This window comes from Micromonospora sp. CA-240977 (assembly GCF_050942285.1).
In the GTDB taxonomy this organism is placed as follows: domain Bacteria; phylum Actinomycetota; class Actinomycetes; order Mycobacteriales; family Micromonosporaceae; genus Micromonospora.
Map to the genome: position 1 here is coordinate 163993 of NZ_CP192055.1, position 25359 is coordinate 189351.

The following is a 25359-nucleotide window of genomic DNA, read 5'->3' on the forward strand; positions in this document are numbered from 1 at the left end:
TGTTCGATCTACAGAGGACCCGTCAACCTCATGATCACGGGCAGCTGATGGGTGGGTGGGGGTTTTCCACAGGGTTATCCACAGGGGTGGTGGTTGGGTGAAGGGGCGGTCAGCGTGGTGTTGTGGATCGCGCAGACCTTGTTCGCTCGATTGCGGCCGCCCAGGATGGCTTGATCACTCGAGCGCAGGCACAGAAGGCCGGATTCAACCGGCACGACATAGATCATCTGGTGGCCGTGGGCCGTTGGTGGCCGCTCGCTCGAGCGGTCTATCTGACGCATGGCCGGCGCGGTGCACCACCTGCTCGCCGGTATCGTATTCGTGCCGCGTTGCTCTCGCTGGGCCCGCATGCCCACGCGGTGTTCAGCACTGCGGCTGAGTTGCACGGCATTGCCGGACTTCCGCGTCGGGACGAGATCCATGTGGGGCTGCCGGGCCGGGCGGCAAAGCAGGCGCGGGTGTCGGATCCCGCGATCGTGCTGCATCAACTCGAACGCGCTCCCGGTGCGGTGACGCAGGTGAACGGGGTTGCGACAACGGAGCCACGGCTGACCGTTGCCGAGATCATCGTGCGGGAACGTCGCTACGCGGCGGTCTCGGTGCTCGACTCCGCGCTCAACCGGGGGCTACTCACTACCGAATGCCTGGCAACCATCCCAGCGCTGATCCGAGGTCGGCGAGGCGCGGTCGCGGCACGTCTCTACCTTGCCGAGGCCGATGGTCGGGCGCAGTCACCATTGGAGACCCGCGCTCGGCTGCGATGCGTCGACGGGCGGGTTCCGCCAGACATTCTCCAATTGGAGGTGCGCGACGACGACGGATATCTGCTCGGCATCGGTGACCTGGGCTGGCGGGGCCCACGGGTGATCGCCGAAGCGGACGGCCGAGACGCACACGGCACACCTGACGCCGTCTTCGCCGACCGCCGCCGCCAGAATCGCCTGGTCAATGCCGGCTGGACCATCCTCCGCTTCACCTGGCAGGACACCCTCCGTCCCGACTACATCCCCCACACGGTCCGCCAGGCGATCACAACAGCTCACGCCCGTCGATCATGAGGTTGACGGTCTAGTGGATCACCAGAAGGCCCGCCAACCTCATGATCAACAGTGTGGGGGTGGGGGGCAGTAGGATCTGGGTCGTGCGGGTTCTCTTGGTGGGTGGTGGCGGGCGGGAGCATGCGCTCGCCCTCGGGTTGGCTGGCGATCCGGCTGTTTCGGCGTTGATTGCCGCGCCTGGCAACCCGGGGATCGGCTCGGTCGCCGAGCTGCGGACCGTGACTCCGACGGATCCGGCCGCGGTCGCGGCGCTGGCCGTGGAGACCTCCGCCGACCTGGTGGTGATCGGCCCGGAGGCGCCGCTGGTCGCCGGGGTCGCCGACGCGCTGCGCGCCAAGGGGATCGCGGTGTTCGGTCCCTCCGGTGCGGCCGCTCAGCTGGAGGGTTCCAAGGCGTTCGCCAAGGACGTGATGACCGCCGCCGGTGTGCCGACCGCCCGGGCGTACGTCTGCACGGACGAGGAGAGCACCGCTCGGGCGCTTGACGAGTTCGGCGCCCCGTACGTGGTGAAGGACGACGGTCTCGCCGCCGGCAAGGGTGTGGTGGTGACCGACGACCGGTCCGCAGCGCTGGCGCACGCCGCCGAGTGTGGACGGGTCGTGATCGAGGAGTTCCTCGACGGCCCGGAGGTCAGCCTCTTCGTGGTCACCGACGGAGAGGCGGCGCTGCCGCTGCTGCCGGCGCAGGACTTCAAGCGGCTCGGCGACGGCGACACCGGGCCGAACACCGGCGGCATGGGCGCCTACGCGCCGCTGGCCTGGACCACGTCCGGCCTGGTCGACGACGTCATGCGCGACGTGGTCCACCCCACCCTGGCCGAGATGCGCCGCCGGGGCACCCCGTTCGCCGGCCTGCTCTACGTCGGGCTCGCGATCACCGCCGCCGGCCCTCGGGTGATCGAGTTCAACGCGCGCTTCGGTGACCCGGAGACGCAGGTGGTGCTCGCGCTCCTGGAGACCCCGCTGGGTGGCCTGCTGCACGCGGCGGCCACCGGCACGCTGGCCGAGCACCCGCCGCTGCGCTGGCGGGACGGCAGCGCGGTCACCGTGGTGCTCGCCGCTCCGGGCTACCCGGCCGCGCCGCGCACCGGCGACGTCATCACCGGCGCGGACCGACCGGGCATCATCCACGCGGGCACCGCCCGCCGGGCCAGCGACGGCGCGTTGCTCTCCGCCGGCGGCCGGGTCCTCTGCGGTACGGCCACCGGCCCCGACCTGGCCGCCGCGCGGGATGCCGCGTACCTGCTCGTGGACGGGGTGGAGTTGGCGGGCTCGCAGCACCGCACCGACATCGCCGCCGCCGCGATCGACGGCCGGATCACGATTCCCCGCTGAGTCCGGCCGACCGCCGCCGGTCCGGCTGCCGCGTCGCGGGTGGTGGTGACCAGCGGGTGGTGGTGACCAGGGGGTCGTTTCGCCAGCGGGTGGCGCAGGTTGTGCGCGGCGACTGTCGCAGTGTCGTACCCGTTGGGCACGCTTGGGCCGTGGCTGGGCTGTCGATTGTCGAACAGGTCGAGGAGTTCCAGAAATCGGGCGTGGAGGCGCGCACAGAGGGCTTCTGGCGTGGTCGCCTGGAGGATTGGCTTTCGGCAGTTCTGCCGCCGGGCGCGGTTGAGCGCTACGAGGACATTGGCGACGACGATGCCGGCTCCGCGGACGGGCCGGCGAGCGATGAGTCGGTCCTGGAGTGGACGGAGCGTCGCCGTGCCGGTGTGCAGACGTGGTGCTTCCCCACTGACGATCTGCGTACCGAATATCTCGGATCCGTGGCGACCCGTAGCAATGCCGACGTCCTGGCCCTGCTCCGGCTCTTTCTGTTTGAAGAATCGTGCTTCGGCGGGGACACCGAGTATTTACACGCGATTCTCCGTGACCTGTCGCTGCTCGACCGCCTGCCGAAGGAGTACGGCAGACGCCTCATGCGGTGGATGAGTGGCAGCGCAATGCCTCATCCCGGCGTGCGGTGGGCACTCGACCTCCTGCCGCGCGAGCCGCAACAGGCTGTCGACGCCATCACCTCCTACCTGAACGTCTACCGAGCGATTCGACCGTCCGGTCGGTCGGAGGGCCTGCTCGACGCGATCGCCATCATCCGGGCGCGCTGGATCAACGATTTGACGAGCGGTAAGGAGGCTCTGTTCCAGATCAGCCCGAGGGACCTCGAAAAGCTAGTCGCGGCTCTTTATCAGAAGCTGGGGTACGCGGTTGTGCTCACGCCGCCGTCTCGGGACGGAGGCCGCGACGTGGTCGCCAGGAGGGATGCCCCCGGGCAGCGCGAGGTCGTCCAGATCGAATGCAAGAGCCATGCCTCGCCCGTGGGGGTGCGGCCGGTGCGGGAGTTGCGCGGAGTGACGGACCTGCGGGCGGCGAGTCGTGGCGTACTCGTGACGATCGGAAGATTCACCCGGGGAGCGCATGCCGAGAGCCGCGTGGGCGACCGGATCGAGCTGATCGACGGCCAAGCGCTCATCCAGCTGCTCAACGCCTGCTTCGGTCCGCTCTGGATGGACGACCGCGCCTGGATCTGCCGGGATTTCGCCTGATCCTCCGCCGGTTCCGCCCTGCTCTGACCGGTCGATCAGCCGTAGTAGCGGCGCAGTTCTCGGGCGAGCACCTTGCCGGTGGCGTTGCGGGGGAGGTATTTGACGAAGACCACGTCCCGGGGGACGGAGAAGCGGGCCAGGTAGTGCCGGACGTACTCGCGTACCGCCTCGGGGTCGAGCGTTTCGCCGGGGTGCAGGGCGAGGAACGCGGACAGCCGCTGGCCGTACTCGGCGTCAGGTACGCCGATCACCGCCGCCTCGCGGACCTGCGGCAGTTGGGCGAGCAGATCCTCCACCTCGGAGGGGAACACGTTCTCGCCACCGGAGACGATCATGTCGTCGGCCCGGCCGTCGACGAAGAGCAGGCCGTCCGGGTTGAGCCGACCGAGGTCGCCGGTGTCGAGAAGGCCGTCGCGGGTCTCCCGGTTGGCGCCGGAGGTGTAACCCTCGAAGAGCATCTCGTTGCCGACGAAGATCCTTCCCACCTGACCGTTCGGCACCGGTTGACCGTCGTCGCCGAGCATCTCCAGCCGGGTGCCGTGCGGTGGCCGGCCGGCCGTCGTGGGCGCCTGACGCAGATCCTCGGGAGCGGCGATGGAGGCCCAGGAGACCTCGGTGGAGCCGTAGAGGTTGTACAGGACGTCGCCGTAGACATCCATGAACGTCGAGGCGAGCCCGCCGGGCAGGGCGGAGCCGCTGACCGCGACGACCTTGAGCGGGGGGCGGGGGTCCGGCGGGGGCACCTCCAGGAGTCGCTGCACCATCACCGGTACGGCGAACAGCGCGTCACACCGGTGCGCCGCGAGGGCGGCGAGCGTGGTTACCGGGTCGAAGCGCCGGTGCAGCACGATGGTGGCCCGCAACGCCAGGCAGACCTGGAGGGCGGCGAACCCCCAGGTGTGGAAGATCGGTGCGGCGATCATCACCCGGTCCCGGGCGTGCAGGGGGATGCGGTCGATGATGGACACCAGCGGGCCGAAGCCGCTCGGCGTGGGTCGGCGGGCGCCCTTGGGGGTGCCGGTGGTGCCGGAGGTCAGCACGATGATCCGGCCGTCCCGCTCCGGCGGATGCAGGTCGCCGGGCAGCGCCCCGGCGACCAACTCCTCGCGGGCCCGTTCGTCGAGGCGTGGCAGTTCGGCGGGGAGGCCGAGGACCCGCTCGGCGAACTCGTCGTCGTGCACCAGCAGTCGCAGCCGCTGCTCCTCGGCGACGGTGCCCAGTTGGGCGGCGGAGAGCCCGGTGTTGACAAGCACGGCGTCGACGCCGAGCAGGGTGGCCGCGACGATCGTCTCGATCAGCCCGTGGTGGTTGCGGCAGAGGACGCCGATCCGGTCGCCGGCCTGGACGCCGAGCCCCGCCCGCATCGAGCGGGCCATCCGTTCGGCCCGGTCGAGCAGGTCGTGGTACGTCAGCTCGACGCCGTTCTCGTCGATGACCGCCGGCCGGCCGGGGTCCCGGGCGGCTGCCTGGCGCAATTCGCCGGCCAGGCTCCATCCCCACGTTCGTAGCGCGTTGAGCTGCGAGGCGACCCGGACGGGGCTGCCGGGGGTGAGCAGTCCGCGACGGGTCAGCGTGGCAACGGTGAACGGCAGGTCCATGCCGCAGACCTCCTCGGGTGGTGCGTGGACGGGGTAGCGGATCTCCCCGTCCATCAGGGCGTCTCCTTGATCATGCACCGGGCGCGACGGAAGGCCCAGTTCGCGTCCGCGCGGGGTGACGAACACGGCACAGATCGTGGAATCCGCCGGCTGCCGAGAGCAGCCGGGCCGAGGCGCGCCTGGCCGGGCGGGACCAGCCGGGCGCGCCGCGACCCGTCGACGCTGTCGGTCAGCGGATCTGCATCCCGGAGATCGCCCGGGAGATGACAAGTCGCTGGATCTCGGAGGTGCCCTCGAAGATGGTGTAGATCTTGGCGTCGCGGTACCAGCGCTCGACCGGGTGGTCGCGCAGGAAACCCGCACCGCCGAGTAGCTGCACCGCCTTCTCGGTGACCGACACCGCCACCTCGCTGGCCTTGAGCTTGGACATCGATCCCTCGCCCGCCGTGAACGGGCGGTTGTTGCGGCCCATCCACGACGCACGCCAGACCAGCAGCCGCGCCGCGTCGATCTCCATCCGCATGTCGGCCAGCGCGAACGCGACCGCCTGGTTCTCGATGATCGGCCGTCCGAACTGGACCCGCTCCTTCGCGTAGTCCAGGGCGTACTCGTAGGCGGCCCGCGCCACGCCGAGCGCCTGCGCGCCGACTGTGGGTCGGGACAGCTCGAAGGTGCGCATCGCGGCCTGCCCGGTGGCCCGCTGACCGGAGCGGGCCCGGTCGAGGCGTGCCAGCAGGGCGTCCCGTCCGCCGAGCAGGCAGCGGCCGGGCACTCGTACCCCGTCGAGGAAGACGTCGGCGGTGTGGGACGCGCGTAGGCCGAGTTTGCGCAGCTTGCGGGTGGCGGCCAGACCGGGGGTGCCCGGGGGTACGACGAACGCCGCCTGGCCCCGGGAGCCGAGGGTGGGGTCGACCGAGGCGGTGACCACGTGTACTCCGGCGATTCCGCCGTTTGTGGCGTACGCCTTCTGCCCGTTGAGCACCCACTCGTCGGTGGCCTCGTCGTAGACGGCCCGGGTGCGCATCGCGCCGACGTCGGAGCCGGCTTCCGGCTCGCTCGTGCAGAACGCGGCGACGGCTGGCGAGTCGACGTCGCCGAAGCACTGCGGCACCCACTCGACCAGCTGGTCCGGGGTGCCAGCGCCGTAGATGGCGGCGACGGCGAGCGAGGTGCCGAAGAGGGAGAGGCCGATGCCGGCGTCACCCCAGAAGAGTTCCTCGCTGGCGATCGGCAGGGAGAGCCCGGTCGGGTCGGCCCAGCAGGTGGCGAGGAACTCGAAGCCGTAGAGGCCGACCTTGGCGGCCTCCTGGATCACCGGCCACGGGGTTTCCTCGCGCTCGTCCCACTCGGCGGCGGCCGGGCGCACGACCTCGGCGGCGAAGCCGTGCACCCAGTCGCGTAGATCCCGCTGTTCCTCGTTCAGGTCGAGCGAGAACTCAGTCATGTCAGGCCTTGGGGATGTCGAACAGGTTGGCGATGTTGGCGGCGAGACCGAGGTCGCCCTTCGCCTTCAACTTGCCGGTCATGAACATCATCACCGGGTTGGCGCCACCGGAGACGATCTTCAGGAACTCGACAGGGCCCATGGTCAGGCTCAGCTTCGGGTCGTGCTGCGGGGTCTCGTTCACCACGCACTTGCCGTCGGCGATGGCCACCTCGTAGGTGTCGCTGCCGCCATCCGCCCGGCCGGTGATGATCCAGTGGATGACCGCGTTCGTGGCGCCGGCCCGGTCCGCGCGGAACAGCGACGGCATCCGGCCGAACACCTCGCCCAGGATCTTGCCGCGCAGGTCACCGGACATCACCTGGGCGATCTTGTCGTCCGGGGTGGACTTGACCAGCTGGGCGAACTCCTTGGGGCCGACGTTGGCGAAGCTGGCCGGGTCGAAGTCAGTCATCAGGTGCGCCTTCCGGAAGATATGGCTACTCGTGCGTAACCCTACGCACGAGTAGGTATGCTCGCAAGGTGTCCACGCCGCCCGCCTTCAAGCGCCTGCCGCGCGCCGTTCGTGAGCAGCAGATGCTTGACGCGGCCGTCAAGGTCTTCTCCCGGCGCGGCTTCCACGCCGCCAGCATGGACGAGATCGCCGAGGATGCGGGCATCTCCAAACCCATGGTGTACGCCTACCTCGGCACCAAGGAGGAACTCTTCGTCGCCTGCCTGCACCGGGAGGGCACCCGGATGATGCAGGCCATCGCCGGCGCCGCCGCCCCCGACCTGCCGGCGGACGTCCGACTCTGGCGAGGGCTGAAGGCGTTCTTCGGCTTCGTGGGCGCACACCGCGACGGCTGGGCGGTGCTCTACCGGCAGGCTCGGGGTGAGCAGCCGTTCGCCGGCGAACTGGCCACCATGCGGGCCCGGTTGGTCGAGGTCGTCGCCGGGATGCTCGACCACGCCCTGCGCGCCGAGGGCCGGGAGATCACCGCCGTCGACCTGGAGGTCGTCGCGTACGCCCTGGTCGGCGCGACCGAGTCGCTGGCCGACTGGCTCGCGGACCACCCGGAGGCCGACCCGGAGAAGACCGCCACGCGGATGATGAACGTGGCCTGGCTGGGCGCCGGCCAACTCCTGCACGGCGTCGTCTGGCGCCCACCCGCCGACTGACCGCCCCGGCTGCCGGCGACAGTGCGGCACACGGCGGACCGGGTGGTCCCGGAGGCGCTGACCAACGACGCGCGCCGCTCAGTGGCGGGAGGCGGCGCGGCGGTGTGCTCGGCGGCGCAGCCAACGGATCCCCTCCAACCCGAACGTGACGATCACCGCCAGCCCCACGCCGGCCAGCACGCCCTTCACCGGGTCACGTTCGAAGGCCAGCCCACCGAAGTAGCCGAGCAGTCCGCAGTACACCGCCCAGGTGACCGCCCCGATGCTGTCGTACAGCAGGAACGCCCGGCGGGGATAGCGCACCGCGCCCATGGTCAGGGTGACGGCGGTCCGACCGCCCGGCACGTACCGGCTGGTGGTCAGGATGATTCCGCCGCGCCGGTCGACGGCGCGGCGGGCCCACTCGGAGCTGGCCCGCCGACGGCTGCCGTTGGGCAGGCGGGCCAGCCGGCGGGCGCCTCCGCCCTGCCCGATGGCGTACGAGATGTGGTCGCCGACCAGCGCGCCGATGGCGGCGCTCACGATCACCAGGGTCAGGCTGGGATGCCCGTCGCTCGCCGCGAGCACCCCGGCGGTGATCACGGCGGCCTCGCCCGGCACCGCGGGGAAGAACGCGTCGACCGCGGTGAGCCCGAAGATCAGCAGGTACACCCACGGCGATGTGACCGTCCCACGGAGGAGGTCGAGCAGGGCGTCCATTCCCCCATGCTTGTCGGGCGCGACCCACCCGGTGGGCGAGTTGCCGGATCACCCGTCTTCGGCCGTGATCAGCCGGCGCGGACCAACGCCGGTGGGGCGAGCAGCGGGCCGTGCGGGGTCTTGTCGTCGGCGGTGGGGCCGTGCGAGGTCAGCACCACCGGGGTGCCCAGCTCCGTGCGTACCGCCTCCGCCCAGTCCGTCGGCGGTTCGTCGTACACCGGGCGGGAGCGCAGCAGGCGGGCGGTGAGCGCGGCCTGCCGGTCCAGGTCACCGGGTGGGCCCGGGGTGAGCTGGCCGGTGGTGTCGTAGCGGCGGCAGATCCGGAGGTCGGGGCCGGCCAGGTCGAGGTGGGTCAGGGCGAGGCCGTCGACTTTGCCGGCCGCCGCGAGGGCGTACCGGTGGGCGACCGCGTCGAAGTGGCCGAACCGGAACCGGCCCTGCCACGGGTTCGTCGGGTTGTGCGGGTCGGCCAGCGACAGGGTCGGGTCCTCCGTCACCAGCGGCCCGGCCCCGTGTCGGGTGGTGACCACGCGGAGCACCCCGACGCGGGTCACGTCGCCGGACTGGCCGGCCTCGGCGAGGAGGCTGTCGGCGTTGGCGAACGTGGTGGTGCTCCACGTGGTGTACGGGTGGAATCCGTGCCACTCGTCGAGCAGCACCCCCTGTGCGCCCTCGAAGACGCAGGTCCCGGCGTGCAACGCCCCGGCCAGCCAGGTCCCGTCGACGATCGCGACCCGCCCGGCGAACCCGGTGAACGCGGGCAGGCAGTCCTCGACCGGCGGCGCGTCCAGCGGGCCCAGCTCGGCGGTCAGCCGATCCCGCAGGGCGGTCAGCCGGCGGCGCAGCAACGCCGGACGACGGCAGTCGCCGACCCGGGGCGCGTCGTCCGGGTGGGCGAGACCGTACGCGACGGCCTCGCCCACCCCGAGCCCGCAGGAGCCGTGCCGGTCGGCTCCCCGGGCGATCTCCCGGGCCTGGTTGGCGGCCCGGTGGTACGGGGTGGCGAGCAGCGCGTCCCCGTCGACGGTCAGCCGGTCCAGCGCGTCGGTCACCCCGACCGTGGCGAGATGGTCGGCCTCGGCGGCCAGCGCCAGCGGGTCCACCACCACGTGTCGCGACAGGTGGGTACGGACCCCGGGGTGGAACGTGCCGGCGCCGAACTGCGCGAACGTGTGGTGCCGCCCGTCGCGCAGCACGACGTTGTGCGCCGCCTGCGCGCCCCCGTTGAAGCGGATCACCGTGTGCACCGGTCGGGTGGCGCAGAGCCAGTCCACCACGGTGCCCTTGCCGGCGTCGCCGTAGCCGAGGTCGACCACCGCCACGTGCCTCACAGTCGGGTCACCCCACCGGTGGTGTCGGCGAAGGCGGGCAGCGTCGACACCTCGGCCCGCCGTCCCCGGCCGAGGCGGGCCAGGGCCTTCGACACGGTGCCGGTGGCGCTGGATCCGGCGTGGTCCAGGTGGCGCAGGCCCTCGTCCAGGTCGATGGCCTGCTCGCCGAGGCCGATGGTGAGCGCGATGGTCTCGCAGACCGCGTCGAGGTCGTCGAGCACCACGGCGTTCTGCCCGAGCAGGTCCCGCCAGAAGTCGAGCACCGTCGCGTTGCCGGCGTAGTGGCTGCCGGCGGGGAGCAGGTAGTAGGTGTCCCAGCGGCGGGTCACCTCGTCGACGACCTGCCGCAGCGGCACGTCCTCGGCCAGGTCGTCGCCGATCAGGCGGGCCACCTCCCGGGCCTTCACCTGCTGGTACGCCAGCTCGTCGCCGATGATGAACAGGTAGCCGCGCCGGCCGCGCTTCTCCCAGTTGTCGGTGACGGTGTGCCGGGCCATGAAGTACATGGCCAGCTCGTACGACTCGCTCATCTGCCCGCCGCCACCGCCTTCGAGGACGATCCGGCCGAGGTCGTCGTCCATCCGGTTGTCCGACTCGAACTGGCCGACCTGCAACGGGACCCGGTCGCAGGTCGCGTCGCCGATCGCACCGAACATGATCTGCGGGTCGCTGGCGTACCCCTGCCGTTGCAGCAGCCCGAGCAGTTGCGGCAGCTTGGTCTGCAGGACGCGCGGCACGGTGCGCATCGAGCCGGTCACGTCGAAGAGCACCGCGACGGGGGTCGACCGGGGGTGCTCGTCGGAGTCACGGCTCTCGCGCATCGCGTCGCGGGGGTCGAGCGCGGTGTGCACGGTGCGCGCCCCGCTGTCGCTGTAGGAGAACGCGCTGCGGCCGGTGGAGCGGCGGTAGCGGTCGGCGGCGTCGTACACGTCGGTGGACCAGATTCCACTGCCCATGACAGCTCCTTAGGGGGTGAGGGTGAAGGGGCGGAAGGTGCGTGGGCCGTAGAGCCGGTCCAGCACCTTGTCGAGTTCGCGCAGCAGACGCCAGGCGTCGTCGGGCCGGGCGTCCAGGGACCGCTGCCGGCAACCCCGCGCGAAGGCGTGCAGCTCGCGGGGCGCCCGCGACCCCATCAGCCAGCTCATGCAGCGGCTGGCCAACGCGATGTCGGTGCCCGGCCCGCACTGCCGCCTGCCGGGGACCTCCTCCGGATACCAGTCCTCCTGGCCCGGCACCAGCGCCGGGACCGTGCCGCCGACGGGGGCGGAGAAGCACCAGTCGACAAGCACCACGCCGTGGCCGTCCGGCTCGATCAGCACGTGTCGGGGCAGGACCGCGCCGTGCACCATGCCGGCCCGGTGGGCCAGGCCGAGCACCACAAGCAGCCGCCGCCACATCCAGGCCACGTCGCGGCCGTCCAACCCGTCGGGGTACGCGTGCCGCACCTCGTCGAGGTCGTGCAGCCCGGGTGCGGTGGCGAGCACGTTGATCCGCCGTTCGGAGCCGGTCGACGCGTCGCGGTGCGGGAACTCGTCGACGAGCCGGGGCACGTACGGCAGGTAGCGCGGGTCGCCACGCTCGGCGATGGTGCGCAGGGCGTGCGCCTCGCGGGCCATCAGGTCGTTGTCGGTGGGCCGGCGGGGGAGCTTGAGCAGCCGGTCGTCGCCGACGTCGTAGAGGTCCGCGAGGTCACCCGAGTGGGCCGGGGCGCCGAGTCGGTAGTCGCCGAGGACGGTGACCTGCCGGGCCCGCCAGCGGGTGGTGACGTGGATGAACGCGTCGAGGGCTTCGGCGCGTACCGCCGGGTCGGCCGGCAGGCGGTCGGGGTGCAGGGCGGCGACCAGCGCGCGGTAACGCCGGGCCGGCTGGTCCGTGCCGAACAGGTCGGCGTCGGTGCGGGCCGCCGTGACCAGGTCGATGGCCGCCGCGGTCCTCATCGCACCGTCTCCTCGCGGGCGGGGCGCAGCAGCGCCGGGTGCAGCAGGCGGGCGTCGCCGGCCCGGTAGAGCCGGGCGCGCGGGCCACCCCGGGTGCCACCGCGCTCGGTGCTGGCGCCGGTGCTCTCCACGAAGCCGGGCACCGAGAGCACCTTGCGGTGGAAGTTGCCGGCGTGCAGCGGGTGACCCCAGACCGTCTCGTAGACGGTGCGCAGCTCGCTGATCGTGAACTCGGCGTCGAGGAAGCGCGTGGCGAGTGGGGTGTATTCCAGCTTGGACCGGGCCCGCTCCAGCCCGTCGTCGATGATCCGGCCGTGGTCGAAGGCGAGCTGCCGGCTGGTCAACGCGGTGACCGGCAGCCAGATCGCCGCGTCGGCGTCGGTGCCGGCGGCCGGGTCCGGCAGGTCGGGGGCGAACGCGAGGTGGGCGATCGAGACGACGCGCATCCGCGGGTCGCGGTCGGGGGCGCCATAGCTGCCCAACTGCTCCAGGTGTACGCGGCGCAGCCGTTCGCCGCCGAGCCCGGTCTCCTCGGCCAGCTCCCGTCGAGCGCTGGCGATCAGGTCCTCGTCGGGCTGGACGAAGCCGCCGGGCAGCGCCCAGTGCCCCGCGAAGGGTGGCTGCCCGCGCTGGATCAGCAGCAGGTGCAGTGCGCCGTCCCGGATGGTCAACGCCACCACGTCGACTGTCACCGCGACCGACGGGTAGGCCCGGGGGTCGTACGCGGCAAGGAACTCCTGCTCGTTCATCGCGTCTCTCTCAGCTTGAGAACATCTCTCTCTGAGAACAACTTAACGCACGAGGGCATCACTGCCAAGCCCGAAAACCGTCAGCGCACGAAACCCGCCAGGTGCGGACGCCCGCGCGAGTCGTGCAGGGCGAACCCGCCGTCCGGCAGCAGGGCGAAGTTCACTGTGCTCGGCAGCGACACGGGCGCCTTGAAGGCGACCTCGACGGTGTAGGCGTCCGGCAGCCGGTTCTCCAACGCGGCCAGACAGCGCGCCTTGCTCCACATGCCGTGCGCGATCGGTCGACGGAAGCCGAACAGTCGCGCACCGAGCAGTGAGGTGTGGATCGGGTTGTGGTCCCCGGAGACCCGCGCGTACGTCGTACCGACGCGGGGTTCCACCCGCCACCGGGCCGTGGCGGTCGGCGCGGCGGGGCGTGCGCTCCGGTCGCGCCGCTCACCGCCGCCGGACGTGCGCTCCCGACCGAGGTACGTCGAGACGCCGCGCCAGACCTCCACACCGTCGACAGCGCCGACAAGCACCACGTCCACCTGCCGCCCCCGGTCGTGCGGGCGCAGGTTCTCCGCGTACGTGCGGAAGTCGACTGTCTCGTCGGCGTCGATCGGGCGGTGCACGGTGATCCGGTTGCCGACGTGGACCACACCGGTCAGCGGGATGGGAAAATCCGGCTCGGTCATCAGACGCAGGGCCAGCGGAAAGCCCATGACGTGCGGAAACGTCGCGGGCAGCCGGTCGCTGAGCCGGAAACCGCAGATCCGGTCGTAGTCGGCCAGGTGCGCCCGGTCCACCCGCACCCCGCCCACGGCCAACTCGGCCGCCGGCAGGCCGGACCCCCGCCGACCGCCACCGAGACCCGGCAGCGCGCCGAGCACCGCTTTCCGGTGGAGCGCCCCGGACGCCGGCATCCGCGCCAGTTCGACACGGGTACGGGCGTCGGCCTCCGGCCGCAGCGCCCTGGCCCGCGTCTCCGCCGACAGCGCCTCCGTCGGGCCGTCGATCAACTCGTGCAGGGAAAGGTCGTCGTCCGGCTCCCTCCGCGTGCCCATCACGCCCCCAGCAGGCTCTGGCCGCAGACCCGGACCACGTTGCCGCTCACCGCACCGCTGGCCGGCCAGGCCAGCCAACCGATCGTCTCGGCCACGTCCACCGGCAGGCCGCCCTGGGCCAGGCTGTTCATCCGGCGACCCGCCTCCCGCACCACAAGCGGGATGCGCGCGGTCAGCCGGGTCTCGATGAAGCCCGGGGCCACCGCGTTGACGCTGATCCCCCGCTCGCGCAGGGCCGGGGCGAGCGCGTCGACCAGCCCGATCACCCCGGCCTTGCTTGTCGCGTAGTTGGTCTGCCCCCGGTTGCCGGCGATCCCGGCGATCGACGAGACCGCGACGATCCGCCCGCCGGCCGGGATCAGCTCCCGCTCCAGCAGCACGTCGTTGATCCGCTCCTGGCTGGAAAGGTTGACGTCGATGACCTGGTCCCACCGGTCGGCGTCCATCCGGCCGAGCGTCTTGTCCCGGGTGATGCCGGCGTTGTGCACCACCACGTCGACCCGGCCGTGCCGGCTGGCCAGGTGGTCGGCGAGCCGGGTCGGCGCGTCCGGCGCGGTCAGGTCGAGCTGCACGGCCGTACCGCCGATGTCGTTCGCCACCGCGGCGAGGGCGTCCCCGGCGGCCGGGACGTCCAGCGCCACGACCTGCGCGCCGTCGCGGGCGAGCACCGTCGCCAGCGCCGCGCCGATGCCCCGGGCGGCGCCGGTGACAAGCACTACCTGCCCGTCCAGCGGGCGGTCCCAGTCGGCCGGTGCGCTCGCCGCGCCGACGCCGACCCGGATGACCTGGCCCGAGACGTACGCGGACCGGCCGGAAAGGAGGAAGTGGAGGGTCGACGCGAGGCTCGTGAGCGTGCCGGCCGAGAGGTCCGGGGTGTCCGCTGCGTCACCTCCGGCGCGGGTGACCTGGACGAGTTGGGCGGTGGTGCCCCGGCCGAACTCCTTGCCGATGCTGCGGACCAGCCCCTCCAGGGCGCGCTGGGCGGTCGCCTCGCGGGTCGTCGCGCACTCCCGGGGCGGGGTGCCGAGCACTATCACCCGGCCGCTGGGCAGCACCGCCCGAGCTTGCGGGTGGAAGAAGTCGTAGAGCTGGCGCAGGTCGGTCGAGTCGGTGATCCCGGTGGCGTCGTACACCAGGGCGCCGAACCGGTCCTGCGCCGTGGCGCTGCCGGTGTCCCGCAGCTCGACCCCGGCGGTGGTCAGGATCGTGGCGAGCGGCGCGGCGAGCCGGCCGCCGGTGGCCGCGCCGAGCAGGGCCGGTCCGGGCAGCAGCGGGTCGCCGGGATGGTGCCGACGCAGTCGGGGCGGGTCGGGCAGCCCGAGGCGCTTGACCAGCGCGCGGCCGGCGGCCGATTGGACGAAGCTCGCGTACCTGTCGGTCATGGGCGTAGCCTACTGGCGAGTAGGTTCGAGCAACACATCTCGGAGGAGGCGGATCGTGCAGAGCATCCGGCGGGTCGCGGTCATCGGGGGCAATCGCATCCCCTTCGCCCGTTCCAACTCCCGCTACGCGGACGCGTCCAACCCGGACCTGCTCGGCGCCGCGCTGGACGGTCTGATCGCCCGGTACGGGCTGGCCGGTCAGCGGGTCGGCGAGGTGGTGATCGGAGCGGTCCTCAAACACTCCCGTGACTTCAACCTCGCCCGCGAGGTGGTGCTCGGCTCCCGGCTCGACCCGCACACCCCGGCGTACGACATCCAGCAGGCCTGCGGCACCGGCCTGGAAGCGGTGATCCTGGTCGCCAACAAGATCGCCCTCGGTCAGTTCGACGTGGGCATCGCCGGCGGTGTCGACACCGCCTCCGACGCGCCGCTCGCGGTCAACGAGGAGATGCGGCGCACGCTGCTCAAGCTCAACTCCGCCCGCACGCTTGGCGAACGGCTCAGGGTCGCGGCGAAGCTGCGCCCGTCGCAGCCGTTCAAGCCGGAGATCCCACGCATCGCCGAACCGCGTACCGGCCTGTCCATGGGTGACCACGCCGCCCGCACCGCCCTGCAGTGGCAGATCGACAGGCGATCCCAGGACGAGCTGGCGCTGCGCTCACACCAACGGCTGGCCGCCGCGTACGACCGGAACTTCTTCGACGACCTGATGACGCCGTACCTGGGGCTGACCCGCGACCAGAACCTCCGCCCCGACACCAGCCTGGAGAAGCTCGGCTCACTCAAGCCGGCCTTCGGCACCCGCGGCCCGGACGCCGAGCACGCCACAATGACCGCGGGCAACTCGTCGCCGCTCACCGACGGCGCGTCCACGGTGCTGCTGGCCAGCGAGGAGTGGGCGGCCGCGCACAACCTGCCGGTGCTGGCCTGGTTCAGCTGGTCGGAGACGGCGGCTGTCGACTTCGTGCACGGCGACGAGGGGCTGCTGATGGCCCCCGCCTACGCGGTGCCCCGGATGCTGGCCCGCGCCGGGCTGACGTTGCAGGACTTCGACTACTACGAGATCCACGAGGCGTTCGCATCGCAGGTGCTGGCCACCCTCGCCGCCTGGGAGTCGCCGGAGTTCTGCAAGGACCGCCTCGGCCTGGACGCGCCACTGGGCGCGATCGACACCGACCGGCTCAACGTGAACGGTTCGTCGTTGGCCGCCGGGCACCCCTTCGCCGCCACCGGCGGTCGGATCGTGGCGACCCTGGCCAAGATGCTGGCCGAGAAGGGCAGTGGACGCGGGCTGATCTCCATCTGCGCCGCCGGCGGTCAGGGCGTGACCGCCATCCTGGAGCGCTGAGCGCGCCCCGCTGCGATGTCTCATTGTCTCTTCCACAGAGACATGGCCCCGACATCCGACCCGGTGTCTTCTACTCGAGCTGCGCGCCCGTAGCCGGACCCGTTGCCGACGGACTAGAGCCTCTTCACGACGGGTTTGCGTCGTTGTCTCCTCAAGATCGCTACTGCTAGGTTCTGCGCGACCTTGCTGCAATGGCACACAGCCTGCCTAGTACCTGGAGTTCACGATGGAGCTTCGCCGCGCTCGTCCCCACCTCTTCTGGATCACCTTTTTCCTTCTGGGCGGCCTACTCACCATGTGGGCATCCCTGAACGGCTGGGAGCTACGGGTCCTCATTGTGCCGGTGGGCTCCGGACCGCTGTTCCTCTTCGGACTCGTCTCGTTCCTCGGAGCGCTCGCCCTCGTTGCCAGCACGTTCCGACCGACGCCCATCGTCATCGACGAGACCGGGCTCCGGCTGCACGTGGCGGGCATCAACCGTTCCGTACCGTGGGCGTCGATCGACGCGGTGCTCCTTGAGTCGCCTGCCAGTACGGCGCAAGGCGCTGGCGTTCCGCGACTCGTTCTGGTGCCGGCGACCGGCGTCGACGTCGGCGTCGCGGCGGAATACACGAACAAGGTCGATGGTCGACTGTCCATAATCCTGCTGGGGCTGGATTCCCTGCGGGCGTCTCAGGATGAGGTCGTGCGGGCGTTTGAGAGGTATGCCGAAGGACGGTTCATCAACGACCCCTCGGCACCCACGAAGGCGGCGCACGACCTCTGATTCGGTAGGAGACACAGGGTGCGGAGCGCCGACGCGTCGGGTGCCGGCGCTGCCGGACACCCGAACGGCCACCCCCGGGCTCGATCACGGTGGGCGGGGCCGGATCCCGCCGAGGAACCGGGCGTGCAGCCTGTCGGCGGAGGTGTTCGGCAGGTCGGCCGCCGCGTCTGCCAGGTGTAGACCCAGGTAGAACGTCAGCGACAGCCGGTCGTGCACGTACTCGATGAGCAGCCGGCGCGAGCGGTTTCGGCATGAGCAGATTTCTGCGGAGATCCGAGCACGTGTCATGGCCGGTGAACTGCCAGCCGGTTGAGGTGTCGTGGTCGTACTACCCGGTCTCGATCGGCCGAGGCACTGCCATCGCCGCGTGTCAGAAGATCGTGGGTGGCGCCCCTCAGGCGCTGGCCGAACTGGGTCACCCCCAGCTTGGCCTGGTCGACCGGCTGTCCGTGAGGATGCCGGCCACCCAGGAGCTGGAGATCCTCTCGCTGCCACCACAGGTGCCGGTGATCCGTCAGTTCCGAGTGGTTCGCTCGGTGCATGGGCGGCCGGTCGAGGTGTCGGTCCTGATCAAGGGTGGTCACCCCCGGACGGCCTCGATAACCCGGCCCGCCCTGGGTGTCGACCAGCGGGTGCGGGACAATGAGGTACGTGACGACGATCCCCAACGTGCTGGCCAACCGGTACGCCTCGCCCGAACTGGTCGCCCTTTGGTCTCCGGAGGAGAAGGTCCGGATGGAGCGGCGGCTCTGGCTCGCCGTGCTCCGCGCCCAACGTGACCTGGGCGTGTCGGTGCCGGACGGCGTGGTCGAGGCGTACGAGCGGGTGCTCGACCAGGTCGACCTCGCCTCGATCGCGGAGCGGGAGCGGGTCACCCGGCACGACGTGAAGGCCCGGATCGAGGAGTTCAGCGCGCTCGCCGGGCACGAGCACGTGCACAAGGGGATGACCTCGCGGGACCTCACCGAGAACGTCGAGCAGCTTCAGGTGCGCGCCTCGCTGGAGCTGATCCGGGACCGGGTGGTGGCCGCCCTCGCCCGGTTGGCCTGGTTGGCCCACGAGCACTCCGAGCTGGTCATGACCGGCCGTTCGCACAACGTGGCGGCGCAGGCCACCACGTTGGGCAAGCGCTTCGCGTCCGCGGCGGAGGAGCTGCTCGTCGCGTACGAGCGGCTGGAAGAGCTGATCGCCCGCTACCCGCTGCGGGGCATCAAGGGACCGGTCGGCACGGCAGCCGACCAGTTGGACCTCTTCGACGGCGACGCGGACAAGGTGGCCGAGTTGGAGCGGCGGGTGGCCGAGCACCTTGGCTTCTCCCGGGTGCTGGACAGCGTCGGGCAGGTCTACCCGCGCTCGCTGGACTTCGACGTGCTGGCCGCCCTGGCGCAGACCGCCGCGGCGCCGTCGTCGCTGGCCACCACGATCCGGCTGATGGTCGGCCAGGAGCTGGCCACCGAGGGTTTCAAGCCGGGCCAGGTCGGCTCCAGCGCGATGCCGCACAAGATGAACACCCGCTCGTCGGAGCGGGTGAACGGCTTCGCGGTGATCATCCGCGGTTACCTGTCGATGGTCGGCGAGCTGGCCGGTGACCAGTGGAACGAGGGGGACGTGTCCTGCTCGGTGGTCCGCCGGGTGGCCCTGCCGGACGCGTTCTTCGCCGCCGACGGGTTGTTCCAGACCTTCCTCACCGTGCTCGACGAGTTCGGCGCGTACCCGGCCGTGATCAGCCGGGAGTTGGAGCGGTTCCTGCCGTTCCTGGCCACCACGAAGATCCTGGTGGCGGCGGTCCGGCGGGGCGTCGGCCGGGAGGTCGCGCACGAGGTGATCAAGGAGCACGCGGTAGCGGTGGCCCTGGCGATGCGCGAGAAGGGCTCGCCGGAGAACGACCTGTTCGACAGGTTGGCGGCCGACGGCCGGCTCGGCCTGACCCGCGCCGACATCGACACCCTGGTCGCCGACCGCAGCGCCTTCGTCGGTGCCGCCCAGGCCCAGGTGGCGGCGGTGACAAAGCGGATCACCGCAGTGGTGACGGCCCACCCGGAGGCGGCCACCTACAGCCCACCCCCGATCCTCTGATCCCCACCTCGACCGGCGGTTACTCGCCGGTCGGGGTTTCGGCGGCAGTTCTGAGGTTGGGCGCGCTTGCCGGTTCGGCGATGCCACCGAGCGACTCGGCGAAGGCCGGGTCGGTGGCGGTCTCCGCGGCGATCGCCGGCTGGTCGGCCGGCATGACCTCGGGCATGACAGGTACGGCGATCACCGCCGTTCCGTACGCGCAGATCTCCATCCACATCTCGCCGCAGTCGCGGCTGTCGAAGCGCATGCCGATCACCGCGTTCGCGCCGAGCCGCAGGGCCTCCTCGCCGAGCCGGGACACCGAGTCGGTGCGCCACCGGGTCAGGTTGTCCGGGGCCATCGGGTCGTACGCGCCACCGCGCAGGTTCTTGACCCCCTCGCGGTACGGGTTGCGCGTCCTGGCCATCGAGGACACGACCTCACCGAGAATCTGGCGGATCTCATAGCCGGGCAGTTGCTCTGTCGTCACGACCAGCACGGTTCCGATGCTGTCAGGACTGGCCCAACCCGATCGGGTGCATTGTTCACCTGATCGGATGCTGCAAAACGACGCGGCGCGGACGGCCGACACGCAGTCGACCATCCGCGCCGCCCGGGGTGTTAACCGTCAGACACCGGCCACCGAGGTGATCCAGGCCCGGTTGTACGCAACGCTGCCGTAGTTCTGGATGCTGTAGCCGTCGGCGGTGGAGGCGACGCCGACCTGCTGGCCGTTGTAGAACTGGGGGCCACCCGAGTCGCCCCGCCATGCGTTACCGCTGATCTCGGTGCTGCGGATCGCCTGCCCGCCGTACGCGTCGGTGACGCTGGTGCTTGTCACCCGCACGGTGGCGGTCTTCAGCTGGCTGGACGCGGAGCAGCCGCTGTAGCAGGTCATGCCCCACCCGTAGATCGAGTTTGTCGAGTTGAGGGGTGGGTTGCTGCTGGCGAGGGTGACCGTCGACGTGCTGACGGTGCTGGAGAGCCGCATGAGGGCGAGGTCGTTGCGGGTGTAGGTGGCGCTGACCGTACGGGTGACCCCGCCCGAGGCGCGGTAGACGCTGCCGACCCGGACCGACATGGTGCCGCTGATGCAGTGCCGGGCGGTGAGCACCCACTGCGCGGCGATGACGCTGCCGGAGCAGGTGAACGAGCCGTTGCTCAGCACCGCGGCGGCCCAGGGCGCCGACGTGACGGTGTCGCCGCCGATGATGGGTTGCGGGCCGGGCGGGGCGGCGGACGCGGCGGACGCGGCGCCGAGGGCGCCGACCAACGCGGTGCTGAGGACGGCGAGCAGGGGGCGGATGCGCATCGGGGGGGCTCCTTGGACGGGCGGACCCGGGGTCGCCGGGTGCGGGAGGGCGACGGCGGGGGTTCCCACCGTCGCCTGAATCGACTTACGTCGATGTACGATAGGGCTCGGCGTCAGCGTTATCAAGATTTTGATCGGGATTGATCAATGTAACGATTCGGCCACCGGGAGCGCCGTGTATGTCCTGCTGAGGCCGCCTGTCGCGCTCCCCGGGTCACCCAGAGCGCCGGTGATGTCGATCACTGCCTGAACTGCACCCGGCCGGTGCGTCAGTGGCGATATCTGCCAGGTACGCTGGCTGCGCTCGCCCGTTGTGGGTCGGCACCCAACTGCGTACACAGTCAGGAGTGCCCAGTGCCTCGCGTCGTCGTCGACGTCATGCTCAAGCCCGAGATCCTCGATCCGCAGGGCCAGGCCGTCGCAAACGCGCTGCCCCGGCTCGGCGTCGGTGACGTCGCCTCGGTTCGGATCGGCAGGCGGATCGAGATCGAGTTCACCGGTGAACCGGACCTGGACCGCGCTCGGGAGATTGCCGACAAGTTGCTCGCCAACCCGGTCATCGAGGACTTCACCATCCGCGTGGTCGAGGCCGACGAGACCGCGGACGCCCGCTCGTGACCGCCCGGGTCGGTGTCGTCACCTTCCCTGGCTCGCTCGACGACGGGGACGCGGCCCGGGCCGTCCGGATCGCCGGCGCCGAGCCGGTCCGGCTCTGGCACGGTGACCCGGATCTGCACGGGGTCGACGCGGTAGTGCTGCCCGGTGGCTTCTCCTACGGTGACTACCTGCGCTGCGGCGCCATCGCCCGGTTCGCCCCGGTGATGGAGACGATCGTGGACGCCGCCCAGGGTGGCCTGCCGGTGCTCGGCATCTGCAACGGCTTCCAGATCCTGTGCGAGGCGCACCTGTTGCCCGGGGCACTCACCCGCAACCAGCACCTGCACTTCCGCAACCGGGACCAGGTCCTGCGCATCGAGTCGGCAGGCACCGCGTGGACCAACGCGTTCCAGCCCGGCCAGGAGGTGCTCATCCCGGTCAAGAACGGCGAGGGCTGCTACGTCGCGGACACCGCGACGCTGGACCAGCTCGAGGCCGAGGGTCGGGTGGTCGCCCGGTACGTCGGCGGCAACCCCAACGGGTCGCTGCGCGACATCGCCGCGATCACCAACGCCGCGGGCAACGTGGTCGGCATCATGCCGCACCCCGAGCACGCGGTGGAGGCACTCACCGGTCCTTCGTTGGACGGCCTCGGCTTCTTCACGTCGGTCCTCAAGCACCTGGTGGGGGCGCCGGCATGACCGGCGACACGATCATCGGTCTGCTCAACCGCCGGCCTGGCGGGCACGAGCGCAGCGAGGAGAGGTCATGACCACCCATCCGGACCCGGTACGCGACACGCCCGAGGCGTACTCCGCCCCGGCGCAGCCGGCCGAGCCGAGCCCGGCGCAGCCCGTCGCCCCGGCCCCGCTGCCCACCGCCGTGTGGACCGAGGGCGTGGACACCGTGCCGCGCGCCGGTGGCACTCCGGGCGAGCTCCAGCCGTACACCGAGCTTGGTCTGCGCGACGACGAGTACGACCGGATCCGGCAGATCCTCGGCCGCCGGCCCACCCAGTCCGAGCTGGCGATGTACTCGATCATGTGGAGCGAGCACTGCTCCTACAAGTCGAGCAAGGTGCACCTGCGCCAGTTCGCCGAGAAGGCCCCACACAGCGACCGGATGCTCGCCGGCATCGGTGAGAACGCCGGTGTCGTGCAGATCTCCGACGAGCTGGCGGTGACCTTCAAGGTCGAGTCGCACAACCACCCGAGCTTCGTCGAGCCGTACCAGGGCGCGGCGACCGGTGTCGGCGGCATCGTCCGGGACATCCTCGCCATGGGCGCACGCCCGGTCGCGGTGATGGACCCGCTGCGCTTCGGCGCCGCGGACCACCCGGACACCGCCCGGGTGCTCACCGGCGTGGTCGCCGGCGTCGGCGGCTACGGCAACTGCCTCGGCCTGCCCAACATCGGTGGCGAGCTGGTCTTCGACCCCTCCTACCAGGGCAACCCGCTGCTCAACGCACTGTGCCTGGGCGTGCTGCCGGTCAGCCGGTTGCAGAACAAGGCCGCCGCCGGCCCGGGCAACGTTGTCGTCCTGATGGGCGCCAAGACCGGCCGCGACGGCATCGGCGGCGTGTCGGTGCTCGCCAGCGCCACCTTCGACGAGGGCAGCGAGGCGCGCCGCCCCGCCGTGCAGGTGGGCGACCCGTTCACCGAGAAGCTGCTGATCGAGGCGTGCCTGGAGCTGTACGACGGCCAGTTGGTGGTCGGCATCCAGGACCTCGGCGGCGCCGGCCTGACCTGCGCGCTCACCGAGACCGCCGCCGCGGCCGGCACCGGCATGCGGGTCTGGCTGGAGCGGGTGCCGCTGCGCGAGCCGTCGATGGACCCGCACGAGATCCTGGCCAGCGAGTCGCAGGAGCGGATGCTGCTCGTCGTCGAGCCCGACAAGCTCGACGCGGTGCTCAAGACCTGCGAGAAGTGGGGCGTCCTCGGCACCGCGATCGGTGAGGTCACCGCACCGGAGCCGGACGGCCGCCCGGGTCGACTGCTGATCACCTGGCAGGACCACCTGGTCGTCGACGTGCCGCCGGGTTCGCTTGTCGACGACGGCCCGGTCTACGCCCGGCCGATGCGTGAGCCGGCCGACCTGATCCTGCTCCAGGCCGACCGGGCCGAGACGCTGCCCCGCCCGGCCGACCCGGAGGCGCTGCGGGAGACCGTGCTGCGCATGATCGCGTCGCCGAACCTGGCCGACAAGACCTGGGTCACCGAGCAGTACGACCGCTACGTGCTGGGCAACACAGTGCTCGCCCAGCCGGAGGACGGCGGCGTGATCCGGATCGACGAGCGCACCGGGCTGGGTGTGGCGCTGTCGGTGGACGGCAACGGCCGGTACGCCCGACTCGACCCGTACAACGGCACCAAGCTGGCTCTGGCCGAGGCGTACCGGAACGTGGCGGTGACCGGCGCGAAGCCGATCGCCGTGACCGACTGCCTCAACTTCGGCTCCCCGGAGGACCCGGGAGTGATGTGGCAGTTCGCCGAGGCCGTGCGCGGCCTGGCGGACGGCTGCCTGGAGCTGGGCATCCCGGTGACCGGCGGCAACGTCAGCTTCTACAACCAGACCGGCGCGGCGGCCATCCACCCGACCCCGGTGGTCGGTGTGCTGGGCGTGCTGGACAACGTCGCCGACCGGGTGCCGATGGGCTTCGTCCCGCGTGCCGGTGGCGACCACGACCAGCTCTACCTGCTCGGCGAGACGAACGTGGAGCTGTCCGGCTCGGAGTGGGCCTGGGTGACGCACGAGCACCTCGGCGGCATCCCGCCCCAGGTCGACCTGACGCGGGAGAAGGCGCTCGCCGACCTGCTGGCCGAGGCCGCCCGGGTGGGTCACCTGGCCTCCGCGCACGACCTCTCCGACGGTGGCCTCGCCCAGAGCCTGGTCGAGGCCTGCCTGCGCCGCGGCGTCGGGGCCCGGATCGCGGTGCCGGAGCAGTTCGCCGAGGGCTCGATGCCGTTCGTCTACCTGTTCAGCGAGTCCGCCACGCGCGCGCTGGTGTCGGTGCCGCGCGGCCACGACAAGGCGTTCGCGGCGCTCTGCGCCGAGCGGGGGGTGCCGTTCGAGCTGATCGGCGTCACCGACCCGTCCGGCGGGGCGCTCGAGGTGCACGGTCAGTTCCGGATCGACCTGGACGAGCTGCGCAGGGCGCACACCGAGACGTTGCCGCGCCTCTTCGGGGGTTCGGCGGCTGTCGAGGTGCCCGCGCCGGCCGCCGGCGTGGCGGGCGCGGTCGAGGCCGTCCCGCTGCCGGTCGCCCCGGCCGAGCCGATCGACCCGGCCGAGGTGCTCTCCGAGCCGATCGCCTCTTCGGGGCCCTCCCCGGAGACCGGCGCTGTCGAGCCGATCGGTCCGGCACAGCCCGGTCGCTCGTCCGAGTCTGACACCGGTGCCACCGAACCGTCGCCTGACGAGCGCTGAGGCGTTGGCGGCCGCTGTCTACGGCCAACCCGGTTCCGGTGCCCGGTTCGACTGGGGGCTGACCGGGGCGGCCGAGCTCGGTCGGGTCTGCGCGGCGCTGGTGGTGGTGGACGTGCTGTCGTTCACCACCGCCGTGGAGGTGGCGGTCGCCCGGGGCATGCGGGTGCACCCGTTCCCCTGGGGTGAGCAGGCCGCCGAGTACGCGGTGCGCGTCGGCGCTGTCGCGGCGGTGGGCCGGCGACGGGTGAGCGCGGAGCATCCGTGGTCGCTCTCGCCCGCCGCGCTGAGCACCGCACCGGTGGTGGCGGACCTGGTCCTGCCCTCGCCGAACGGCTCCGCCATCAGCGCCGCCGCCAGCGCCACCGGCCTCCCGGTGGTCGCGGCGTGCCTGCGCAACTCCCGGGCCGTCGGGCGGTGGCTGCGCCGCCAGGGGTACGGCACGGTGGACGCCCCGATCGGCGTGATCGCCTCCGGGGAGCGGTGGCCCGACGGGTCACTGCGCCCGTCGGTGGAGGACCAGCTCGGCGCCGCTTCGGTGCTCGACGCTCTCTCCGGCGTACCGGGCGGGTTGTCCGTGGAGGCCGCCATGGCGCTCGCCGCGCTGGCGAGCACCCCGGATGTGCCTGCCGCCGTGCGGGGAAGCGTCTCCGGGCGGGAACTGACCGAGGGCGGCTTCGCCGAGGACGTGGACGTCGCCGTCCGGGTCGGCGTCTCGGACGTCGTGCCGGTGCTCAACCAGGGCGTCTTCTCCGCCGCCTGAGCGGGCGATCAGGCTGAGCGCGCCGCGCGTCGGGGTGACCAGGCCGAGCCATGCCGCGGCGCTGGGGTGATCAACTCGGCTTGCCGGAAACCGGGGTATCCGGCAGGCGGGATGCCGCGACTTCATTGACCACGAGTAGGTCTTGAGT

The 25359-nt window shown here is 71.5% G+C and carries 24 protein-coding genes and 1 pseudogene; 12 read left to right on the top strand and 13 right to left on the bottom strand.

Annotated features, from left to right (window positions below; translation table 11 throughout):
* Positions 1–122 precede the first annotated feature (122 nt).
* The 3 genes from ACQPWW_RS00825 to ACQPWW_RS00835 all read left to right on the top strand — a co-directional run bounded on the left by ACQPWW_RS00825 (position 123) and on the right by ACQPWW_RS00835 (position 3600).
* On the top strand, positions 123–1058 hold the full coding sequence (locus ACQPWW_RS00825) for a hypothetical protein (RefSeq protein ID WP_433128145.1): 936 nt from the start codon (positions 123–125) through the stop codon (positions 1056–1058).
* A gap of 83 nt (positions 1059–1141) precedes the next feature.
* Positions 1142–2392: a phosphoribosylamine--glycine ligase gene (gene purD, locus ACQPWW_RS00830; protein WP_433128147.1), complete on the top strand. Its 1251-nt coding sequence runs from the start codon at positions 1142–1144 to the stop codon at positions 2390–2392.
* A 149-nt stretch (positions 2393–2541) separates the two neighbouring features.
* The gene (locus ACQPWW_RS00835) at positions 2542–3600 is read left to right on the top strand and encodes a restriction endonuclease (protein WP_433128149.1); all 1059 of its coding nucleotides are present in this window, start codon (positions 2542–2544) and stop codon (positions 3598–3600) included.
* 35 nt (positions 3601–3635) lie between these two features.
* On the opposite strand, the gene ACQPWW_RS00840 is transcribed toward ACQPWW_RS00835, so the two are convergent.
* The 3 genes from ACQPWW_RS00840 to ACQPWW_RS00850 form a co-directional block, all read right to left on the bottom strand.
* Positions 3636–5198: an AMP-binding protein gene (locus tag ACQPWW_RS00840; RefSeq protein ID WP_433134044.1), complete on the bottom strand. Its 1563-nt coding sequence runs from the start codon at positions 5196–5198 to the stop codon at positions 3636–3638.
* Between the two features lie 229 nt (positions 5199–5427).
* Positions 5428–6642, bottom strand: coding sequence for an acyl-CoA dehydrogenase family protein (locus ACQPWW_RS00845; protein ID WP_433128151.1), 1215 nt, complete (start codon positions 6640–6642; stop codon positions 5428–5430).
* Position 6643: 1 nt separating this feature from the next.
* Positions 6644–7096 (bottom strand): SCP2 sterol-binding domain-containing protein, encoded by a 453-nt coding sequence (locus tag ACQPWW_RS00850; RefSeq protein WP_433128153.1) that lies wholly within the window; start codon positions 7094–7096, stop codon positions 6644–6646.
* Between the two features lie 68 nt (positions 7097–7164).
* On the opposite strand from ACQPWW_RS00850, the gene ACQPWW_RS00855 reads away from it, so the two are divergent.
* Positions 7165–7803, top strand: coding sequence for a TetR/AcrR family transcriptional regulator (locus tag ACQPWW_RS00855; protein WP_433128155.1), 639 nt, complete (start codon positions 7165–7167; stop codon positions 7801–7803).
* Between the two features lie 78 nt (positions 7804–7881).
* Here ACQPWW_RS00855 and ACQPWW_RS00860 read toward each other — a convergent pair whose 3' ends face one another.
* From ACQPWW_RS00860 to ACQPWW_RS00890, 7 genes are all read right to left on the bottom strand, one after another.
* Positions 7882–8502 (bottom strand): DedA family protein, encoded by a 621-nt coding sequence (locus ACQPWW_RS00860; protein ID WP_433128157.1) that lies wholly within the window; start codon positions 8500–8502, stop codon positions 7882–7884.
* Between the two features lie 68 nt (positions 8503–8570).
* Positions 8571–9833 (bottom strand): adenylosuccinate synthetase, encoded by a 1263-nt coding sequence (locus tag ACQPWW_RS00865; protein ID WP_433128159.1) that lies wholly within the window; start codon positions 9831–9833, stop codon positions 8571–8573.
* Positions 9830–10789, bottom strand: a complete 960-nt coding sequence (locus ACQPWW_RS00870; protein ID WP_433128161.1) for a hypothetical protein — start codon at positions 10787–10789, stop codon at positions 9830–9832. Before ACQPWW_RS00870 ends, ACQPWW_RS00865 begins: the two co-directional genes overlap by 4 nt.
* A gap of 9 nt (positions 10790–10798) precedes the next feature.
* A complete protein-coding gene (locus tag ACQPWW_RS00875; RefSeq protein ID WP_433128163.1) occupies positions 10799–11770 on the bottom strand; it encodes a serine/threonine protein kinase in 972 nt (323 codons plus the stop codon).
* Positions 11767–12519, bottom strand: coding sequence for an NUDIX hydrolase (locus ACQPWW_RS00880; protein ID WP_433128165.1), 753 nt, complete (start codon positions 12517–12519; stop codon positions 11767–11769). The genes ACQPWW_RS00875 and ACQPWW_RS00880 overlap by 4 nt, the downstream gene beginning before the upstream one ends.
* A gap of 80 nt (positions 12520–12599) precedes the next feature.
* Positions 12600–13424 (bottom strand): MaoC/PaaZ C-terminal domain-containing protein, encoded by an 825-nt coding sequence (locus ACQPWW_RS00885; protein ID WP_433134047.1) that lies wholly within the window; start codon positions 13422–13424, stop codon positions 12600–12602.
* Between the two features lie 140 nt (positions 13425–13564).
* A complete protein-coding gene (locus ACQPWW_RS00890; RefSeq protein ID WP_433128167.1) occupies positions 13565–14947 on the bottom strand; it encodes a 3-oxoacyl-ACP reductase in 1383 nt (460 codons plus the stop codon).
* 55 nt (positions 14948–15002) lie between these two features.
* Here ACQPWW_RS00890 and ACQPWW_RS00895 point away from each other — a divergent pair, with 55 nt between their 5' ends.
* Positions 15003–16295, top strand: a complete 1293-nt coding sequence (locus ACQPWW_RS00895; protein ID WP_433128169.1) for an acetyl-CoA C-acetyltransferase — start codon at positions 15003–15005, stop codon at positions 16293–16295.
* Between the two features lie 226 nt (positions 16296–16521).
* Positions 16522–17061: a hypothetical protein gene (locus ACQPWW_RS00900; RefSeq protein WP_433128171.1), complete on the top strand. Its 540-nt coding sequence runs from the start codon at positions 16522–16524 to the stop codon at positions 17059–17061.
* A gap of 84 nt (positions 17062–17145) precedes the next feature.
* Here the strand turns inward: ACQPWW_RS00900 and ACQPWW_RS00905 are convergent, their stop codons facing one another.
* On the bottom strand, positions 17146–17349 hold the full coding sequence (locus tag ACQPWW_RS00905; RefSeq protein ID WP_433134778.1) for a flavin reductase: 204 nt from the start codon (positions 17347–17349) through the stop codon (positions 17146–17148).
* Between the two features lie 14 nt (positions 17350–17363).
* Between ACQPWW_RS00905 and ACQPWW_RS00910 the strand changes: the two are divergent.
* A pseudogene (locus ACQPWW_RS00910) lies at positions 17364–17645 on the top strand (GntR family transcriptional regulator); the annotation flags it as partial.
* 67 nt (positions 17646–17712) lie between these two features.
* A complete protein-coding gene (gene purB / locus ACQPWW_RS00915; RefSeq protein ID WP_433128173.1) occupies positions 17713–19137 on the top strand; it encodes an adenylosuccinate lyase in 1425 nt (474 codons plus the stop codon).
* A 19-nt stretch (positions 19138–19156) separates the two neighbouring features.
* On the opposite strand, the gene ACQPWW_RS00920 is transcribed toward purB, so the two are convergent.
* Both ACQPWW_RS00920 and ACQPWW_RS00925 read right to left on the bottom strand, forming a co-directional pair.
* On the bottom strand, positions 19157–19720 hold the full coding sequence (locus tag ACQPWW_RS00920; RefSeq protein ID WP_433128175.1) for a YbjQ family protein: 564 nt from the start codon (positions 19718–19720) through the stop codon (positions 19157–19159).
* A gap of 24 nt (positions 19721–19744) precedes the next feature.
* The gene (locus tag ACQPWW_RS00925; protein ID WP_433128177.1) at positions 19745–20428 is read right to left on the bottom strand and encodes a S1 family peptidase; all 684 of its coding nucleotides are present in this window, start codon (positions 20426–20428) and stop codon (positions 19745–19747) included.
* A 354-nt stretch (positions 20429–20782) separates the two neighbouring features.
* Here ACQPWW_RS00925 and purS point away from each other — a divergent pair, with 354 nt between their 5' ends.
* The 4 genes from purS to ACQPWW_RS00945 all read left to right on the top strand — a co-directional run bounded on the left by purS (position 20783) and on the right by ACQPWW_RS00945 (position 25211).
* Positions 20783–21046: a phosphoribosylformylglycinamidine synthase subunit PurS gene (purS, locus tag ACQPWW_RS00930; protein ID WP_204942808.1), complete on the top strand. Its 264-nt coding sequence runs from the start codon at positions 20783–20785 to the stop codon at positions 21044–21046.
* Positions 21043–21726, top strand: a complete 684-nt coding sequence (gene purQ, locus ACQPWW_RS00935; protein WP_433128179.1) for a phosphoribosylformylglycinamidine synthase subunit PurQ — start codon at positions 21043–21045, stop codon at positions 21724–21726. The genes purS and purQ overlap by 4 nt, the downstream gene beginning before the upstream one ends.
* Positions 21727–21793: 67 nt before the next feature.
* On the top strand, positions 21794–24451 hold the full coding sequence (gene purL / locus ACQPWW_RS00940; RefSeq protein ID WP_433128181.1) for a phosphoribosylformylglycinamidine synthase subunit PurL: 2658 nt from the start codon (positions 21794–21796) through the stop codon (positions 24449–24451).
* A 4-nt stretch (positions 24452–24455) separates the two neighbouring features.
* Positions 24456–25211, top strand: a complete 756-nt coding sequence (locus tag ACQPWW_RS00945) for a 2-phosphosulfolactate phosphatase (protein WP_433134050.1) — start codon at positions 24456–24458, stop codon at positions 25209–25211.
* Positions 25212–25359 lie beyond the last annotated feature (148 nt).

Coding starts and splice junctions, on each gene's coding strand:
- ACQPWW_RS00885 (WP_433134047.1), bottom strand. CDS start 13,424: ATGCCGGCGTCCGGGGCGCTCCACCGGAAAGCGGTGCTCGGCGCGCTG.
- ACQPWW_RS00900 (WP_433128171.1), top strand. CDS start 16,522: ATGGAGCTTCGCCGCGCTCGTCCCCACCTCTTCTGGATCACCTTTTTC.
- ACQPWW_RS00850 (WP_433128153.1), bottom strand. CDS start 7,096: ATGACTGACTTCGACCCGGCCAGCTTCGCCAACGTCGGCCCCAAGGAG.
- ACQPWW_RS00860 (WP_433128157.1), bottom strand. CDS start 8,502: ATGGACGCCCTGCTCGACCTCCTCCGTGGGACGGTCACATCGCCGTGG.
- ACQPWW_RS00870 (WP_433128161.1), bottom strand. CDS start 10,789: ATGGGCAGTGGAATCTGGTCCACCGACGTGTACGACGCCGCCGACCGC.
- ACQPWW_RS00920 (WP_433128175.1), bottom strand. CDS start 19,720: ATGGTCGACTGCGTGTCGGCCGTCCGCGCCGCGTCGTTTTGCAGCATC.
- purL (WP_433128181.1), top strand. CDS start 21,794: ATGACCACCCATCCGGACCCGGTACGCGACACGCCCGAGGCGTACTCC.
- ACQPWW_RS00845 (WP_433128151.1), bottom strand. CDS start 6,642: ATGACTGAGTTCTCGCTCGACCTGAACGAGGAACAGCGGGATCTACGC.
- ACQPWW_RS00905 (WP_433134778.1), bottom strand. CDS start 17,349: ATGACACGTGCTCGGATCTCCGCAGAAATCTGCTCATGCCGAAACCGC.
- ACQPWW_RS00875 (WP_433128163.1), bottom strand. CDS start 11,770: ATGAGGACCGCGGCGGCCATCGACCTGGTCACGGCGGCCCGCACCGAC.
- ACQPWW_RS00880 (WP_433128165.1), bottom strand. CDS start 12,519: ATGAACGAGCAGGAGTTCCTTGCCGCGTACGACCCCCGGGCCTACCCG.
- ACQPWW_RS00890 (WP_433128167.1), bottom strand. CDS start 14,947: ATGACCGACAGGTACGCGAGCTTCGTCCAATCGGCCGCCGGCCGCGCG.
- ACQPWW_RS00925 (WP_433128177.1), bottom strand. CDS start 20,428: ATGCGCATCCGCCCCCTGCTCGCCGTCCTCAGCACCGCGTTGGTCGGC.
- ACQPWW_RS00840 (WP_433134044.1), bottom strand. CDS start 5,198: ATGGACCTGCCGTTCACCGTTGCCACGCTGACCCGTCGCGGACTGCTC.